The following is a 15739-nucleotide window of genomic DNA, read 5'->3' on the forward strand; positions in this document are numbered from 1 at the left end:
ATGAACCAAAAATACCTGCTCTATATGTACCTGCTGAAAGCGCGCACCTTTATCGCGCTGCTGATTGTCATCGGCTTTTTCAGCGTGATGGTGCCGAACTTCCTTACCCCGTCGAACCTGCTGATTATGACCCAGCACGTCGCCATTACCGGGCTGCTGGCCATCGGCATGACGCTGGTGATCCTCACCGGCGGCATCGATCTCTCGGTCGGCGCGGTGGCGGGCATCTGCGGCATGGTGGCGGGCGCGCTGCTCACCAGCGGCGTGCCGCTGTGGGGCGGCAACACCCTGTTCCTTAACGTGCCGGAGGTGATCCTCGCGGTAGCAGTGTTTGGCGTGATTATCGGGCTGGTGAACGGCGCGGTGATCACCCGGCTCGGCGTTGCGCCCTTTATTTGCACCCTCGGTATGATGTACGTGGCGCGCGGCGCGGCGCTGCTGTTCAACGACGGCAGCACCTACGCCAACCTGGTGGGCCTGCCGGCGCTCGGCAACACCGGCTTCGCCTTTCTCGGCTCCGGCACGCTGCTCGGCGTCTACTTGCCGATCTGGCTGATGGTGGGCTTTCTGCTGCTCGGCCTCTACCTGACGCGCAAAACCCCGCTGGGACGCTATATCTACGCCACCGGCGGCAACGAGTCGGCCGCGCGGCTGGCGGGCGTGCCGATCGTCAAGGTGAAGATTTTCGTCTACGCCTTCTCCGGCCTCTGCGCCGGGCTGGTGGGGCTGGTGGTGGCGTCGCAGCTGCAAACTGCCCATCCAATGACCGGCAATATGTTCGAGATGGACGCCATCGGCGCCACGGTGCTGGGCGGCACGGCGCTGGCGGGCGGACGCGGCCGCGTCTCTGGCTCGATTATCGGCGCCTTCGTCATCGTCTTTCTCGCCGACGGCATGGTGATGATGGGCGTCAGCGATTTCTGGCAGATGGTGATCAAAGGGCTGGTGATCGTCACCGCCGTGGTGATCGACCAGTTCCAGCAACGGTTGCAAAGCAAAGTGGTGCTGCTGCGTCGCCATGAAAAAAAGCAGCAGTCGACACCCCTGTCTAAAGTGAGTCATGGATAAGCGGAGGGCAACATGACGCGTAATTTTCAAGGACAAACCGTAGTGATTACCGGCGCCTGTCGCGGCATCGGCGCCGGCATCGCCGAGCGCTTCGCACGCGACGGCGCAAACCTGGTGATGGTCTCCAACGCCGAGCGGGTGTTTGCCACCGCCGAGACGCTGGCGGCGCGCTACGGCAGCGAGATCCTGGCGCTGCAGGCGGACGTCACCGATGAAGAGGCGGTGCGCCAGCTTTACCAGCAGGCGTTTGACCGCTTTGGCCGCATCGACGTCTCAATTCAGAACGCGGGGGTGATCACCATCGATCGCTTCGACGCGATGCCGAAAGCGGACTTTGAGAAAGTGCTGGCGGTCAACACCACCGGCGTCTGGCTCTGCTGTCGCGAAGCGGCGAAATATATGGTGCAGCAGAATCGCGGCAGTTTAATCAATACCTCGTCGGGCCAGGGCCGTCAGGGCTTTATCTATACGCCGCACTACGCGGCGAGCAAGATGGGGGTGATCGGTATCACCCAGAGCCTGGCACTCGAGCTGGCGCCCTGGCATATCACCGTCAACGCCTTCTGTCCCGGTATTATCGAAAGCGAGATGTGGGACTATAACGATCGCGTCTGGGGCGAGATCCTCAGCAGCGAGAAGAAAACCTATGGCAAGGGCGAGCTGATGGCGGAGTGGGTCGAAAACATTCCGCTGAAGCGCGCCGGTCAGCCCGAGGATGTTGCCGGACTGGTGGCGTTCCTCGCCTCGGAGGACGCGCGCTATATTACCGGCCAGACCATCAACGTCGACGGCGGCCTGATTTTCTCCTGACGTATCCGCTGGGTAAACAGCCTGTTTACCCAGCGTTTCCCCGCTTTTTTTGCCCGCTTTTCCCACTATATTGCCGCTTCGGCCTGCATAATAATGACGATGTGTTAAAGTTACGCTATTGGTTTTGTGAGCAAGGTCTCGTTAATACGCTGAAAAACAGATTGTGCCTCTGATGCTTTTTTATCCTTTTCTTCTCTGGCCTGGTAGAGGGTTACGGGTCGCTGCGGCGGCGCTTATTAGCGTGCCCGCCGCGCAGGCCTTCACCGAAACCCCTTCTGTCGCGCAGGCGCCCTTCGACGATCCGGCGCGCTTTCAGCAGCAGCTGGCGGCGCTGCCCGCGCTGGGCAACGCCAGCAGCGACGATGAGTGGAATAAGCGGCTCGCCACCATCGCGAAAAGCATCGGCGAAGCGAGTCAGAACGGCGACAGCGACACCACGTTCGGCCAGCAGGCGGGCGTTTGGGCCTTTAACCACTTCCGCGACGAGGTAGCGAACCGCGTCGAGAGCGAAGGGAAGTCGCTGCTCTCGCCCTACGGCAACGCCCAGCTCGATCTGATGGTGGATATGCAGGGCAGCTTTACCGGCACCGGCGGCGATCTCTTTACCGCGCTGTCGGACCAGCGCAGCCATCTTACCTTTAGCCAGGTCGGGCTGCGCGACACCAGCGACGGGCTGGTGGGCAACGTCGGGCTGGGCCAGCGCTGGGTGACGCCGAACTGGCTGCTTGGCTACAACGCCTTTCTCGACCGCAGCGTCGATATCGGTCAGCAGCGCGCCTCGCTCGGCACCGAAGCCTGGAACGAAAATCTGCGCCTCTCTGCCAACTACTATCATCCGTTGGGGAGCTGGAAGAACAGCGGCGAGACGCAGCAGCAGCGCATGGCGCGCGGCTATGACATCACCACCCAGAGCTATCTGCCGTTCTACCGCCAGCTCGGCGTGTCGCTGAGCTGGGAGCAGTATCTCGGCGACAACGTCGATCTGTTTCACAGCGGTAACCGCTATCACAATCCCTCCGCGCTGGCGCTCGGCCTCTCCTATACGCCGGTGCCGCTGGTAACGCTGTCGGCCAGCCATAAAACCAGCAGCGCGGGGGAAACCCAGGATCAGCTCGGCCTGAAGCTCAACTACCGCTTCGGCGTGGCGCTGAGCAAGCAGCTGGAAGCGAGCAATGTCGCTGAGGCGCGCTCGCTACGCGGCAGCCGCTACGACCGCGTTACCCGCTCAGACACGCCGGTGCTCGATTTCCGCCAGCGTAAAACCCTGTCGGTGTTTCTCGCCACGCCGCCGTGGCAGCTGACGCCGGGCGAAAGCCTGCCGCTGAAGCTGCAGATCCGCCACAGCAACCCGATCAAGGCGGTGAGCTGGCAGGGCGACACCCAGGCGCTGAGCCTGACGCCGCCGGCGGATAACAGCCAGCCGCAGGGCTGGAGCCTGATTGTGCCCGCGTGGGACGACTCCCCAGGCGCCAGCAACGAGTACCGTCTGTCGGTGACGCTGGAGGATGATAAGCAGCAGCGCGTCACCTCCAACTGGATCACCCTGACGGTGCAGTCGCCGATGCGGGTCGATAACGGGCAGGAAGGGGATCGCTTCGATATTATGGCGCCCTGAGGCGTTGTTGAGGCGAGCGTGACGCAGCGTGCGCTAGAGTCACCTTTTTACGCTTAACGCCTTAAAGGGGGATATCATGAAAGCACTCTCTCTCGCCTTTGTCGCCTGCCTGCTCAGCGGCTGCGTCGATCTGGGGCATGTGTCGGCCCATCCTGAAACCACCGTCGGCTACTTTTCCGGCCATCGCGCCGGCGTTGAGGCGTGTCTGGCCAGAGAGGCGCGCCACCAGCGCCTGCGCCTGCAAGCCGACGATCCTCTGCCGGGCGGCGTCGACCGATTCAACCTGCTGGATGCGCATGACGAGGCGGTGGCCTGGATTGAGGTGGCGACAGCCAGCCGCCGTGAAACCAGCGCTCAGTTCTATTACGCGCCGGATGAGCCTGACGCCGCGCGCGCCGTGGCGGCGATGCTTGCCCGCTGCGGCAGTATCAGCGCGTAACCTGTCTGCCTGGTCAGCGATTAATTGTGACAATTGTCACAATTTTCCGCTGGTCAGGCGCGCGGGAAAGTCGCAGAATCGCCGCAAAATCCCTTTTCATCTGCCTATCATGATCGTTCGTCCCCATCGCCACTGGTTCGTTCGTTTGTTCGCCTGGCACGGCTCAGTGCTGCCTGATATTTCGTTTCGTCTGTTTCTCAATTTGCTGATGTCGCTGCTGGCGCTCTGGCTGCTCAACTGGTACGAGACGCTCGGCATCCGGCTGACGCTGGCGCCGTTTAGCCTGCTCGGCGTCTCTATCGCGGTGTTTCTCGGCTTTCGCAACAGCGTCTGCTTTGCACGCTTTAGCGAGGCGCGCCACTTTTTCGGCGCGCTGCTCATTGCCTGCCGCACGCTGCAGCGTCAGGTGCTGGCGCTGTTTCCCAACGATGCGCCGCGCATCCAGGCGCTGCTGCTGGCGTTCTGCTACAGCCTGAAGCATCAGCTGCGGCGCAGCGATGCGCGCGCCGATCTGCAGCGTCTGCTGGGCGAAGAGGCCGAATGGGTGCTGTCGCGCCGTTCGCCGACCAATATGCTGCATCTGCAGTTGTCGCACTGGCTGGCGGATCAGCGCCGTCAGGGCAACATCAGCGATCTGGTGTGGAGCAACATTGACGAGAGCCTGAATCAGCTGGCGGCAGTGCTCGGCGGCTGCGAGCGGCTGGCGAGCATGCCGGTGCCGTTCGCCTACGGGCTGCTGCTGCACCGCACCGTCTACCTGTTTTGCACGCTGCTGCCGTTCGCGCTGGCGCCCGATCTGCACTACATGACGCCGCTGGTGTCGATGTTTATCTCCTATACCTTTTTGTCGCTTGATACGCTGGCGGAGGAGCTGGAGATGCCGTTCGGCTATCAGAACAACCATCTGCCGATGGATGCGATCTGCGCCAATATCGAGATCAGCCTGCGCGAAATGGCGGGAGAAGAGGAGACGCTGCCGACGCCGCTGCGGCCCGACGTGCGCTACCGGCTGACGTAACGCGATAAAAAAAGGCCGCTTGCGCGGCCTTTGCGCGCCCGACTGACACAAACCGGGCGCCTGTGAGGGTAAAGCGACTCAGAACTGGTAGATCAGACCGACGGCGGTGATATCGTCGGTTTTCAGGCCGAGCGGGTTATTGTCGTCAAGCAGGTTGATCTTGTACTCCACATAGGTGGACATGTTCTTGTTGAAGTAGTAGGTGACGCCAGCAGAGACATATTTGAAGATGTCGGCGTCGCCGATATTTTCAATCTCTTTGCCCTTCGATGAGACATAGGCCAGCGACGGACGGATACCGTTCAGGAACTGGTACTGCGCCACCGCTTCAAAGTTTTGCGCCTTGTTGGCGAAGCCGCCGCTGATCGGCGTGGCGTTCAGGGTTTCGCCATACATCGCCGCCAGGTAGATCTGGTTGGCGTCATATTTCACCGCCGTCGCCCAGTTCTGCGCTTTGTCGCCGTCACCGCGCGCCGCCGCGTTCTGCGCCTCGGTGCGATCCAGGCTGGCGTAAGCGCCGCTGATGCTCAGGCCGAAATCAGTATCGTAGCTGGCAGAGAGCGCATAGCCGTCGCCGTTAGAGCGGCGTACGCCGTCGGTGTTAGCGGCGCGATCGTTTTTGCCTTCATACTGCGCCGCCAGGTTCAGACCCTTCAGCAGCCCAAAGAAATCTTTATTGCGCCAGGTCAGCACGCCGGTAGAGCGGCCCGCGAGGAAGCCGTCGGTGTAGCCTGAGTCGCCGCCGAAGAAGGGCAGCATATCGGTGTAGGCCAGTGAATCGTAGACCAGACCGTAGTTGCGGCCGTAGTCCAGCGAGCCCGCCTTGCCGAACTTCAGGCCGGCGTAGCCCAGGCGAGTGCGGTTGCCGGTCTGGGCGTCGCTGCCTTCAGAGTTGCGCAGGCTGTACTGATACTGCCAGAAGCCGTAGCCGGTGAGCTGGTCGGTGATTTTCGTCTCGCCCTTAAAGCCCAGACGGGCATAAGAGGAGGTATCACCGTCATTGTTGCTGTCGTCTGAAAACAGGTGCGAGACGTTAATTTTCCCGACTAAATCGAGCTTGTTGCCATCTTTATTATAAATTTCTGCTGCCTGACCGGCAGATATTCCGAGCATGGACGACACCACCGTCGCCAGTAAAGCGCGCTTCATCATTTATATTTACCCTGTCTTTGTAAGTTATTATTCCCCGCTATCTGGGGTGAAAGAAAAATGACACAAAAGGATAAATTGACCTAGTGCAATAAGTGTAACTAAATATTTCTATGCAGGTTTTCCTCTTTGTGGTGCAATGGTTGTGCATCAGACGGGATTGCGCCAGCTGGTCAGACAGAAATGTTCAGGCAGATTATTTTATTTTAACTTTATGATAATTATCTACTATTATGGGTGGGTCTGGCTTTTATCTTATTGCGCATAACGGCAGGTTATTCGCTAGCTAATCCCGGATGAAAATCAAGCTTAACCAAAAAAGTGCAAAGAAAAATATAAATATAACGCTCTAATAATTAGTCTGCTTACAGTTGTTTCCGATCAGGTGTAGTTTATTTCTGGCCTGATAATAACGTCAGCAATAATTGTGTTGGCGCTCATCATTTATTATCCGTTTCTGTTCAAAAAATAGCCTTTTCTTTTATCGGTTGCTTTATTTGCGCGTGATGAAAAAGGTTGTGCGCATTATTTCTGACGCGGGGCCGCCTTATTTTTTTGCCTGCGCTGCGCGTTAACAGGGCAGCACGCACCGCCAGGGTGCGTAAATTGCCCGAAAGCGGCCATAAAAGTCAGGAGCGATCACAAAAGCAACATTTACTCCGGCGAGTGCATAAATCCGCTGCGCATTGTGCGGCGCAAGCGCGGCGCCAGCAAAATTATTCACTATCTATTCATTTTAAGTGAATAGCGTCGTTGCGTAACCTGTTGATATTCCGTTGCATCGAGGCTTTTATGCATTTCTTCGCTTGGCTGGCACGTTAGCTGCAATCTAGAGTAGGGCTGCGTTTACCCCGATTTCACAAATTTAAAACATTCGCTTTACTCACCGGCGCGCCGGGCGGGAAGGCAGGAGAAACAGTTATGTCACTGCAGGTTTCGCGTCACGATTTCGATCAATGGATGGTGCCGGTCTATGCGCCAGCGAACTTTGTCCCGGTACGCGCTGCGGGATCGACGCTCTGGGATCAGAACGGCAAGGAGTATATCGACTTTGCCGGCGGCATCGCCGTTAACGCGCTGGGCCATGCGCATCCGGCGCTGCAGCAGGCGCTGACCGAACAGGCGGCGCGCCTGTGGCATACCGGCAACGGCTACACCAACGAGCCGATTTTGCGCCTGGCGAAGCAGCTGATCGACGCCACCTTCGCTGACCGCGTCTTCTTCTGCAACTCCGGCGCCGAAGCCAACGAGGCGGCGCTTAAGCTGGCGCGCAAAACCGCGCACGATCGTTACGGCGCGCAGAAAAGCACCATTGTCGCCTTTAATAACGCCTTCCATGGCCGCACGCTGTTTACCGTGTCCGCCGGCGGCCAGCCCGCCTACTCAAAAGATTTCGCCCCGCTGCCGCCCGATATTCGCCATACCCCGTTTAACGACCTGGAGGCGGCGGCGCAGCTGATTGACGACAATACCTGCGCGGTGATTGTCGAACCGATTCAGGGGGAAGGCGGCGTGCTGCCCGCCGATCCCGCCTTTTTGCGCGGCCTGCGCGAACTCTGCGATCGACACCAGGCGCTGCTGATTTTTGACGAAGTGCAGAGCGGGGTGGGCCGCACCGGGTCGCTTTACGCCTATATGCACTACGGCGTCACCCCGGACGTGCTGACCACCGCCAAAGCGTTAGGCGGCGGTTTTCCCATCGGCGCAATGCTGACCCGCGAGGATCTGGCGCAGGTGATGAACGTCGGCACCCACGGCACCACCTACGGCGGCAATCCGCTGGCGGGCGCGGTGGCGGGCAAGGTGCTGGAGCTGATCAACCAGCCCGTCACGCTGGCGGGCGTAATGGAGCGCCATCGCTGGATCGTCGAGGCGCTGGAGGAGATCAACCAGCGGCTGCATCTGTTTAAAGAGGTGCGCGGCCTTGGTCTGCTGATCGGCGCGGTGCTGAATGATGACTACGCCGGCAAGGCGAAGCAGTTTAACCTGGCCGCCGCCGAGCAGGGCGTAATGGTGCTAATCGCCGGCGCGAACGTGGTGCGCTTCGCGCCCGCGTTAAATATCAGTGAAGAAGAGGTGAAAACCGGCATGGCGCGCTTTGCCGTCGCCTGCGAACACCTGGCGCGAGGATCGACATCATGATGGTAATACGCCCGGTTGAACATGACGATCTGGCGCAGCTGCTGGCGCTGGCGGCGAAAACCGGCGGCGGCCTGACCTCGCTGCCGGTGGACAGTCCAACTCTACAGGCGCGCATCGAGCGATCGCTGCAAACCTGGCAGGATGCGCTGCCGCGCGCCGAACAGGGCTACGTCTTTGTGCTGGCGGACAGCGAAGATAACCGCGCCGTAGGCATCTGCGCCATTGAGGTGGCGGTCGGGCTGCAGGAGCCCTGGTACAATTTTCGCGTCGGCACCCAGGTGCACGCCTCGAAAGAGCTAAACGTCTACGCGGCGCTGCCGACGCTGTCGCTGAGCAACGACCACACCGGCAGCAGCGAACTCTGCACCCTGTTTCTCGATCCCGACTACCGCGACGGTAAAAACGGCTATCTGCTGTCGAAGTCGCGCTTTTTGTTTATGGCCAATTTTCGCCAGCTGTTTATGGATCGCGTGGTGGCGGAGATGCGCGGCGTCAGCGACGACGAAGGGCATTCGCCGTTCTGGGAGAGCGTCGGCAGCCGCTTTTTCTCAATGGAGTTTCGCAAGGCGGACTTTCTCAGCGGCACCGGCCAGAAGGCGTTTATCGCCGAACTGATGCCGAAGCATCCGCTCTATATTGACTATCTCTCGCCCGAGGCGAAGGCGGTGATTGGCCAGGTGCATGAGAAAACCGCGCCCGCGCGCGCGGTGCTGGAGGCAGAAGGCTTCCGCTACCGCAACTATATCGACATCTTTGACGGCGGCCCGACGCTGGAGTGCGAAATCGACGACATTCGCGCCATTCGCAAAAGCCACGTGCGCAGCGCGGCGCTCGGCGAGCCGGACCCTTATGCGCCGCTCTGTCTGGTGGCGAATCTGGACTACCACCATTTCCGCGTCGCGCTGCTGCCGGCGCGTATTGAGCAGCACGACGTGGTGCTGAATGAGCATCAGCTCAGGGCACTGCGCGTGCAGTCAGGCGACAGCCTGCGCGTGGTGACGCTGGGCGGCGAGGAGAAAAGAGCATGACGCAGATGATTAACGGCGAATGGCTGCCGGGCCAGGGCGACCCCCTGCATAAAATCGATCCGGTTTCCGGCGACACCCTGTGGCAGGGCAACGCCGCCACGGCAGAGCAGATTGCGCAGGCCGCCGCCGCCGCCCGCGAGGCGTTTCCCGCGTGGGCGCGGCGGCCCTTCGCCGAGCGCCAGGCGCTGGCGGAGCGGTTCGCCGCGCGGCTGGAAAGCAGTAAAACCGAGCTGGCGGAAACCATCGCCGCCGAAACCGGCAAGCCGCGCTGGGAGGCGCTGACCGAAGTGCAGGCGATGATCAATAAGGTCGCTATCTCGGTAAAGGCTTTCCACACGCGCACCGGCGAACAGCACGAAGGCGAAAGTTCGCTGCGCCATCGGCCGCACGGCGTGCTGGCGGTGTTCGGCCCCTATAACTTTCCCGGTCATCTACCTAACGGCCATATCGTGCCGGCGCTGCTGGCGGGCAACTGCGTACTGTTCAAGCCGAGCGAGCTGACGCCACTGACGGCGGAAAAAACCGTGCGGCTCTGGCTGGAGGCGGGACTGCCGCGCGGCGTGCTGGCCCTGCTGCAGGGGGCGCGCGCCACCGGCCAGGCGCTGGCGGCAGAGGCGCAGATCGACGGCGTGCTCTTTACCGGCAGCGCGGGCACCGGCTATCAGCTGCATCGCCAGTTCGCCGGACAGCCAGAGAAGATGCTGGCGCTGGAAATGGGCGGCAACAACGCGCTGATTGTCGAGGATCCCGCTGATATCGACGCGGCGGTGCATATCGCCATTCAGTCCGCGTTTATTACCGCCGGGCAGCGCTGCACCTGCGCGCGCCGTCTGCTGGTGAGGCGCGGCGCGGCGGGCGACGCCTTTCTGCAGCGGCTGGTGGACGTGAGCGCGCGGCTGCAGCCTGACGCGTGGAACGCCGACCCGCAGCCCTTTATGGGCAGCGTGATCTCTGTCGAGGCGGCGGAAAAAATTTATCAGGCGTGGCAGCAGCGCGTCGCGCTCGGCGGCAGGCCGCTGCTGGAGATGCGCTGGCCGCGACGCGGCGCGGCGCTGCTGACGCCGGGCATTATTGACGTTACCCAGGTAAGCGGGCTGCCGGACGAAGAGGTGTTCGGCCCGCTGCTGAACGTCATCCGCTACGATCGCTTTGATGAGGCGATCCGCCTCGCCAATGACACGCGCTACGGCCTCTCATGCGGCCTGATCTCACCCTCACGCGCTCAGTTCGACCAGCTGCTGCTGGAGGCGCGCGCCGGCATCGTCAACTGGAATAAACCGCTGACCGGCGCGGCAAGCAGCGCGCCGTTCGGCGGCATCGGCGCCTCCGGCAACCATCGCGCCAGCGCCTGGTATGCAGCGGACTACTGCGCCTGGCCGATGGCGTCGCTGGAGACGCCTGACCTGACGCTGCCCGCCGCGCTCTCGCCGGGGCTCGATTTCTCGGCGCGCGAGGAGCAGGCATGAAAACAGTTGAAGCGAACTTCGACGGGCTGGTGGGCCTGACGCACCACTACGCCGGATTATCGTTCGGCAATGAAGCCTCGACGCGCCACCAGCATCAGCCGTCGAATCCGCGGCTGGCAGCGAAGCAGGGGCTGCTGAAGATGAAAGCGCTGGCAGATCGCGGCTTTTTGCAGGGGGTGATCCCGCCGCATGAGCGGCCCAATCTGCCGCTGCTGCGCCAGCTCGGCTTTAGCGGCAGCGATGCGCAGGTGCTGGCGCAGGCGGCGAAACGCTCGCCAGGGCTGCTGTCGGCGGTGAGTTCCGCCTCGGCGATGTGGGTCGCCAACGCGGCGACGGTGTCGCCCTCGGCCGACAGCGCCGACGGACGGCTGCACTTCACCGTGGCGAACCTGAATAACAAATTCCATCGCGCCATGGAGGCGCCGCAGACCGCCCGGCTGCTGCGCGCTATCTTTCGCGATCCGCAGCGCTTCGCCGTGCACGACGCGCTGCCGCAGTCGGCGCTGTTCGGCGACGAAGGGGCCGCCAACCATAACCGCCTCGGCACGGCGTATGGCGAACGCAGCCTGCAGCTGTTCGTTTACGGGCGCGACGATAACGGCGGCAGCGCGCCGGGACGCTATCCCGCGCGGCAGACGCTGCAGGCGAGCCAGGCGGTCGCCCGACTGCATCAGCTGGACGAGCGCCACACGCTCTTTGCCCAGCAGAATCCGCAGGTGATCGATCAGGGCGTGTTTCACAATGACGTTATCGCGGTGAGCAACCGTGAGGTGCTGTTCTGCCATCAGCAGGCGTTTGTCGATCAGCCGGCGCTGCTGGCGACGCTGCAGCAGCGCGTGCCGGGCTTTACCGCTATCGAAGTGCCCGCCAGCCGCGTCTCGGTGGCGGACGCGGTCAGCACCTATCTGTTTAACAGCCAGCTGCTGACGCGCGAAGATGGCGCGATGCTGCTGGTGCTGCCAGAGGAGTCGCGCCAGCATGGGGGCGTCTGGGATTACCTGAACGAACAGCTGGAGCAGGGCGGACCGCTGCGCGAGCTGCTCAGCTTCGATCTGCGCGAAAGCATGCACAACGGCGGCGGCCCCGCCTGTCTGCGGCTGCGCGTGGTGCTGACGCCGCAGGAGCAGCAGGCGCTGAACCCGGCGGTAATGATGGACGATCGCCTGTTCGCCACGCTCAACGGCTGGGTGGATCGCCACTACCGCGACCGCCTGACGCAGGCAGATCTGGCGGATCCGCAGCTGCTGATCGAGGGGCGCGACGCGCTGGACGAGCTGACGCGGCTGCTGGACTTAGGCAGCGTATATGCGTTTCAGCAGTAGCGGGAACGGCGCTTTTCATCGCAGACAGGAGTAGCTATGCACGATTTTCTTCAGCAAACGCTGTCAGGGGAGGCGCCGCGTCAGCGATGCGGCGAGACGCCCTGGTTGCGCTGGCAGTGGCACGATCACGGTATTCTTCAGCTCGATCCCCTCAGCGACCCGCGGCAGGCGCTGGTGCTGTCGGCGGGTATTCACGGCAACGAGACCGCGCCGGTTGAGATCATGAACAGCCTTATCGGCGCGCTGCTGCGCGGCGAAATGGCGCTGCGCCATCGCGTGCTGGCGATCCTCGGCAACCCTGCCGCGCTGCGCGCCAACAAGCGCTACCTGCGCCATGACGTCAATCGCCTGTTCGGCGGACGCTGGCAGCAGATTGACGACTGTGACGAGGCGCGGCGCGCGCTGCGCCTGGAGCAGGCGATAGAAGCCTTCTGGCTGCAGGGATGCAAAGAGGATCAGCCGCGCTGGCATCTCGATCTGCATACCGCCATTCGCGGCTCCTGGCATACGCGCTTTGGCGTGCTGCCGCTTAATCCCCAGCCCTGGCCGGACGCCTTTCTTCACTGGCTCGCGGCGGCGGGGCTGGAGGCGCTGGTGTACCACACCGCGCCCGGCGGCACCTTCACCCACTTTAGCTGCGCCACCTTTAACGCCGCCAGCTGCACGCTGGAGCTGGGCAAAGCGCTGCCGTTCGGCGCCAACGACCTGACCCAGTTCGCCGCCGCGCAGCAGGCGCTGACCGCGTTGCTGAGCGGCGCGCCGCTGCCGGCGCCGCAGCAGACGCCGCGCCGCTACCGGGTGGTGCAGCAGATCACCCGACTCAGCGAGCGGTTCAAACTGCATATGGACGCAGAGACGCGCAACTTCACCGCCTTTCCCCAGGGCACGCTGCTGGCGGAGGATGGCGAGACGCAATACGTGGTGCAGCAGGCGCGCGAGTGTGTGCTGTTTCCCAATCCTGGCGTGGCGCTGGGGCTGCGCGCCGGGCTAATGCTGGTGGAGGAGGGCGCGCCAGCCGAGGCGCTGCCGCGCTGACGAAAAAAACGGCGGCAGGTGCGGGATTTTCCTTCCGCTTTGCTGCCGTAACCCTTACACTCCTCCACTATTCCTGCCATATTCGCTTTAAATTCATACTCTTTTGCAATTCCTCACGCAATTCTTCTCATTCTCTCCATGATTGGCCGAATGTTGTCTTTTATGCTTTCACGGCTTTACTCACTCTCTGAGTGATTGACATTCAGCAGCGTAATCTTGTTCTCGAAGACGCGACAGGCTGCTGTCGTCATTAACTGAATGATAAGGACACTATTATGCGTAAACTGACTTCCCTGATTCTGGCTTCTACTCTGGCATTCGGTGCGGCAAGCGCGGTGCACGCAGCGGCCGACAACCTGACGCCGCCGCCGGCCGGCAGCGAAAAGCCGATGCATAAGCCACCGATGCACCACGGCATGATGATGTTCAAAGGCCTCAACCTGACTGACGCGCAGAAGACCCAGATCCGCGACATCATGAAAGAGAGCCATAAAGAGTTTAAACGTCCGTCGCTGGAAGAGCGCCGCGCCGGCCACGCGATTATCGCCTCTGACAGCTTCGACCGCGCCAAAGCGGAAGCGCAGGCAGAGAAAATGACCGCAGACGCGAAAGAGCGCGCGGTGGCGATGATGGAAACCCAGAACAAGCTCTATAACGTGCTGACGCCGGAGCAGAAAAAGCAGTACAACGCCAATTTTGAAAAGCGTCTGACCGAGAAAGGCCCGCGTGACGGCAAAATGGCACCGCCGCCGGCTGAATAATCCGCTGAATTAAGGCAGTGAGACCGCCGACGTTGTCCAGCTACCAAAAGAGACTGGGCAGCGTCGGCGGTTTTTTTATAAGGGCTCGATGGGATAGTGGCCGGAGAGCAGCGGCCGACACAAAATTTTATAGCCGTCGTGATCGAAGCCGCTCGGCGCGCGCTTCAGCCGGCGCGCCTCTTCCATACTGTTAACCGACCCCAGATAGAACCAGTGATCGATAACGTGGATCTGCGTCATTAGCTTGCCTTCCTCGATCAGCGCCACCGGACCCTGCCACGGCCAGCAGATTACCCGCACGCTTTCCAGCGCCTCCAGCAGGCGCGCCTGATGGTCGTCCAGCGTCTCGCGGCCGCAGCAGGCGCCGGCGCAGCGGCGCAGCGCGGCGCGGAAACAGGCGCGGTTGGCGCTCAGCTTCTCCAGCCCGAGCAGCCCGTGACAGAGCTGATGCTCGTCGGCGAGATATTTCAGCGTCTCCAGCGCCTTATGGCGGCTGCGGTAGAGGCCGAACAAATTGGGCGAGTGGGAAAAGTCGACGTCGCGCGCGTAAACCACTTCGGGCTTGCCCTCGGCGATCTGAATCGAGCAGAGCTGGCGATTTTTGCGCAGGCGCTTGTTGAACAGCGGCTGCTGCGTTTTGATCATCTGCGCTTCCAGCAGCAGCGCGCCGAGATCGCCGGCGGTGGGGATCCAGCTGACGCGCCGCGCCTGGCGCAGCATACGCGCCTCTTCCGGCGTGCGAAAATGGGACATCACCCGCGATCGCAGATTAATGCTTTTCCCGATATAGAGCGGCAGCGTCTCGCTGTCGCCGTGAAAGGTGTAGACGCCCGGCTGATTGGGCAAACCGTCCAGCCATTCGCGCAGGTGTTCGGGATATTCGTAGATGGCAGCCGCGTCGAACTCGAGGCGGTGCGTGGCGGCACGTCGAACCAAGACAGACTCCTGTAACTGTGTATTCATACAGCATATCAGTCTGTTCAGGCTTTCGCCAGCGGGTTAATCGGTGAACATTCAGGCGGGAAAACATTTCCCCTGCCGGTAAGCAGGGGAAAAGGGCGTTATTTCCAGAAATCGTCGAACACCGTAATCGGTGGGCGACGTTTGTGCTCGGTTTTCTGATACCAGTTTTCGATGATTTTCGCCGTTTCCGGCGCGACGCTTTTGCCTTCCAGATAGTCGTCAATCATCTCATAGGTGACGCCGAGCGCGACTTCATCCTCCAGGCCAGGACGATCGTCTTCCAGATCCGCCGTCGGACGTTTCAGGTAGAGATGCTCCGGGCAGCCGAGGGTTTTCAGCAGCAGCTTGCCCTGGCGCTTATTCAGACGGAACAGTGGGTTGATGTCGGTGCCGCCGTCGCCATATTTGGTGAAGAAGCCGGTCACCGCTTCCGCCGCATGGTCGGTGCCCACCACCAGGCCTTTGCTCATGCCGGCAATGCTGTACTGCGCCTTCATACGCTCGCGCGCTTTTTCATTGCCGCGCACAAAGTCAGAGAGTTCAATGCCCGCCTCGCGCAGCGCGCGTTCGCTGGCCAGCACCGACTCTTTGATATTGACCACCAGCGAGCGATCCGGCTGGATAAACGCCAGCGCGTCCTGACAGTCCTGCTCATCCGCCTGCACGCCATAGGGCAGACGCACGGCGATAAAGGCATAGGCGCTGTCGCCGCTCTCTTCGCGCAGTTCGCTAATGGCGAGCTGTGACAGCTTGCCCGCCAGCGTCGAGTCCTGGCCGCCGCTAATGCCCAGCACCAGCGTTTTCAAAAACGGATTGCGCTTCAGATAGCTTTTGAGGAAATCGACGCTGCGGCGAATTTCCTGCTGCGCGTCGATTTCAGGGCTAACGCCGAGTGCGGTAATGATTTCCTGCTGCAGTGACAT

The 15739-nt window shown here is 61.5% G+C and carries 14 protein-coding genes; 11 read left to right on the forward strand and 3 right to left on the reverse strand.

Annotated features, from left to right (window positions below; all coding sequences use genetic code 11):
* The 5 genes from B2J69_RS05720 to B2J69_RS05740 all read left to right on the forward strand — a co-directional run bounded on the left by B2J69_RS05720 (position 1) and on the right by B2J69_RS05740 (position 4950).
* Positions 1-1068 (forward strand): ABC transporter permease, encoded by a 1068-nt coding sequence (locus B2J69_RS05720; protein WP_081137247.1) that lies wholly within the window; start codon positions 1-3, stop codon positions 1066-1068.
* Positions 1069-1080: 12 nt separating this feature from the next.
* The gene (locus tag B2J69_RS05725) at positions 1081-1878 is read left to right on the forward strand and encodes a glucose 1-dehydrogenase (RefSeq protein WP_081137249.1); all 798 of its coding nucleotides are present in this window, start codon (positions 1081-1083) and stop codon (positions 1876-1878) included.
* Between the two features lie 172 nt (positions 1879-2050).
* Entirely contained in the window at positions 2051-3493 is a 1443-nt protein-coding gene (locus B2J69_RS05730; RefSeq protein ID WP_081137251.1) for a YchO/YchP family invasin, read from the forward strand.
* A 76-nt stretch (positions 3494-3569) separates the two neighbouring features.
* The gene (locus tag B2J69_RS05735; RefSeq protein ID WP_081137253.1) at positions 3570-3932 is read left to right on the forward strand and encodes a hypothetical protein; all 363 of its coding nucleotides are present in this window, start codon (positions 3570-3572) and stop codon (positions 3930-3932) included.
* A gap of 109 nt (positions 3933-4041) precedes the next feature.
* A complete protein-coding gene (locus B2J69_RS05740; protein ID WP_081137255.1) occupies positions 4042-4950 on the forward strand; it encodes a bestrophin family protein in 909 nt (302 codons plus the stop codon).
* A gap of 78 nt (positions 4951-5028) precedes the next feature.
* Here B2J69_RS05740 and B2J69_RS05745 read toward each other — a convergent pair whose 3' ends face one another.
* The gene (locus B2J69_RS05745) at positions 5029-6102 is read right to left on the reverse strand and encodes a porin (protein ID WP_081137257.1); all 1074 of its coding nucleotides are present in this window, start codon (positions 6100-6102) and stop codon (positions 5029-5031) included.
* A 918-nt stretch (positions 6103-7020) separates the two neighbouring features.
* Between B2J69_RS05745 and B2J69_RS05750 the strand changes: the two genes are divergently transcribed.
* The 6 genes from B2J69_RS05750 to spy all read left to right on the forward strand — a co-directional run bounded on the left by B2J69_RS05750 (position 7021) and on the right by spy (position 13853).
* Positions 7021-8241, forward strand: a complete 1221-nt coding sequence (locus tag B2J69_RS05750) for an aspartate aminotransferase family protein (RefSeq protein ID WP_081137259.1) — start codon at positions 7021-7023, stop codon at positions 8239-8241.
* Complete coding sequence (gene astA / locus B2J69_RS05755; protein ID WP_081137261.1) at positions 8238-9269, forward strand: arginine N-succinyltransferase; 1032 nt, start codon at positions 8238-8240, stop codon at positions 9267-9269. The genes B2J69_RS05750 and astA overlap by 4 nt, the downstream gene beginning before the upstream one ends.
* Positions 9266-10735 carry a succinylglutamate-semialdehyde dehydrogenase gene (astD, locus tag B2J69_RS05760; protein WP_081137263.1) on the forward strand — a complete coding sequence of 490 codons (1470 nt, stop codon included), beginning with the start codon at positions 9266-9268 and terminating at the stop codon, positions 10733-10735. Before astA ends, astD begins: the two co-directional genes overlap by 4 nt.
* Positions 10732-12057, forward strand: coding sequence for an N-succinylarginine dihydrolase (astB, locus tag B2J69_RS05765; protein WP_081137265.1), 1326 nt, complete (start codon positions 10732-10734; stop codon positions 12055-12057). The genes astD and astB overlap by 4 nt, the downstream gene beginning before the upstream one ends.
* A 36-nt stretch (positions 12058-12093) precedes the next feature.
* Complete coding sequence (astE, locus tag B2J69_RS05770) at positions 12094-13092, forward strand: succinylglutamate desuccinylase (protein WP_081137267.1); 999 nt, start codon at positions 12094-12096, stop codon at positions 13090-13092.
* Positions 13093-13367: 275 nt separating this feature from the next.
* Entirely contained in the window at positions 13368-13853 is a 486-nt protein-coding gene (gene spy, locus B2J69_RS05775) for an ATP-independent periplasmic protein-refolding chaperone Spy (RefSeq protein ID WP_081137269.1), read from the forward strand.
* A 75-nt stretch (positions 13854-13928) separates the two neighbouring features.
* On the opposite strand, the gene cho is transcribed toward spy, so the two are convergent.
* Positions 13929-14789, reverse strand: coding sequence for an excinuclease Cho (gene cho / locus B2J69_RS05780; RefSeq protein ID WP_081137271.1), 861 nt, complete (start codon positions 14787-14789; stop codon positions 13929-13931).
* A 125-nt stretch (positions 14790-14914) separates the two neighbouring features.
* Positions 14915-15739: an ammonia-dependent NAD(+) synthetase gene (nadE, locus tag B2J69_RS05785; protein ID WP_081137273.1), complete on the reverse strand. Its 825-nt coding sequence runs from the start codon at positions 15737-15739 to the stop codon at positions 14915-14917.

The organism is Pantoea latae, from assembly GCF_002077695.1.
GTDB lineage: Bacteria > Pseudomonadota > Gammaproteobacteria > Enterobacterales > Enterobacteriaceae > Pantoea > Pantoea latae.